2 protein-coding genes are annotated in these 1,792 nt (G+C 68.0%); both read left to right on the forward strand.

Annotation, left to right across the window (positions count from 1 at the left end; all coding sequences use genetic code 11):
- A partial coding sequence (locus tag AC1DOC_RS32200; protein ID WP_478131390.1) for a sensor histidine kinase occupies positions 1-853 on the forward strand: 853 nt, incomplete at its 5' end.
- Positions 854-1,005: 152 nt separating this feature from the next.
- Positions 1,006-1,701: a TerC family protein gene (locus tag AC1DOC_RS32205; RefSeq protein ID WP_478080874.1), complete on the forward strand. Its 696-nt coding sequence runs from the start codon at positions 1,006-1,008 to the stop codon at positions 1,699-1,701.
- Positions 1,702-1,792 lie beyond the last annotated feature (91 nt).

Here is a 1,792-nt window from a genome sequence, read left to right on the forward strand (position 1 = left end):
GGTCTGGTTCGGCATCTCGCGTGGGCTCGAGCCGCTGCAGCGGCTGCGCCGCGCGGTGTCGGACCGCTCGCACCTGGACCTGAGCCCGATCGACATCCACGACGTGCCGGGCGAGGTGCGGCCGCTGGTGGACGAGGTCAACGAGCTGATGGCGCGGCTCGGCCGCACCTTCGATTTCCAGAACCGCTTCGTGGCCGACGCCGCGCACCAGCTGAAGACGCCCGTGAGCGGCCTGAAGGCGCAGATCGAACTGGCGCTGCGGGAGAGCGACCCCGAGCGCGTGCGCCATTCGCTCGCGCAGCTCTACATCAGCGCCGACCGGCTCTCGCGGCTGGTGCGCCAGCTGCTTTCGCTCGCGCGCAACGAGCCCGGCGCGCTCGACGCCATGCAGCTGCAGCCGCTCGATTTAAACGCCTACGCGCTGGAGGTCAGCATGGACTGGGTGCCGCAGGCGCTCAAGCGCGACATCGACCTGGGTTTCGAAGGCGCCGAGCATCCGCTGGTGATCAACGCCGACCGCGACCGGCTGCGCGAGCTCATCAACAACCTGATCGACAACGCGGTGCGCTACAGCCAGGCGGGCGGCCGCGTGACCGTGCAGGTGGGCCAGAGCGACAGCGACCAGTGCCGCCTGGCCATCAGCGACGACGGCCCCAGCGTGCCGGTGGAGGAGCGCGCGCGCATCTTCGAGCGCTTCCACCGCCTGCTCGGCACGCAGGAGGACGGCAGCGGCCTGGGCCTGGCGATCGTCAGCGAGATCGCCACGCTGCACGGCGCGCGCATCACGCTGGAGGAAGACATCGACGGCGTGGGCAACACCTTCAGCGTCTTCTTCCCGCTGCGCAAGGCCTGAACAGTGCCGCCCAGGCCGGCCCTGTAAGCTGGCTGACAGCTGGCGGACATGTGGCTGACAGCCAGCCGGCAGAAAGGTGACAGCGCCGGCCCGTAGCCTCGAACACGTCGGAACCGCCGTGGTTCCGCGTCCACTTCGAGGAGACACCCCCCATGTCGTTTTTGACCAGTCCGGATTTCTGGATTGCCCTGTCGCAGATCATCCTGATCAACATCGTCCTGAGCGGCGACAACGCCGTCGTCATCGCGATGGCTTCCCGCTCGCTGCCGCCTGCCCAGCAGAAGAAGGCGATCCTGTTCGGCAGCATGGGCGCCATCGTGCTGCGCGTGGTGCTGACCTTCTTTGCGGTCTACCTGCTGACGCTGCCCTACCTCAAGCTGGTGGGCGCCGCGCTGCTGTTCTGGATTGGCATCGGCCTGCTCAAGGGCGATGACGGCGAAGAGAACCTGGAAGGCCATTCGAGCCTGGCTGCGGCCATCAAGACCATCGTGGTCGCCGACCTGGTCATGAGCCTGGACAACGTCGTCGGCGTGGCCGCCGCGGCCAAGGGCAACGTGCCGCTGCTGGTGTTCGGCCTCGTGATCAGCATTCCGCTGATCATCTTCGGCAGCACGCTGATCCTCAAGCTGATGGACCGCTTCCCGGTCATCATCACGCTCGGCGCCGCCCTGCTGGGCTGGGTGGCCGGCGAAATGGCGATGTCGGATCCGTCGATCGCCGGCTGGGCCGCGAGCCAGCATGCGCTGCACACGATCGTGCCCGCGATCGGCGCCATCTCCGTCGTGGCGATCGGCAAGTGGCTGACCAGCCGGCAACAGCAGCCGGAACCCGCCAACCAGTCGGCCTGAAGCAGGTGTCGGCGTGAGACGGCGCATTCTGGTCCCCATCGACCCGACCGAGCCGGCCCGCACGCGCTCGGCCATCGAACAGGTCGTGCGC

Source organism: Variovorax sp. 01T439_2 (assembly GCF_056398445.1).

Excerpts from the sequence above, each read along its gene's own strand:
- AC1DOC_RS32205 (WP_478080874.1), top strand. The coding sequence starts at position 1,006 with ATGTCGTTTTTGACCAGTCCGGATTTCTGGATTGCCCTGTCGCAGATC.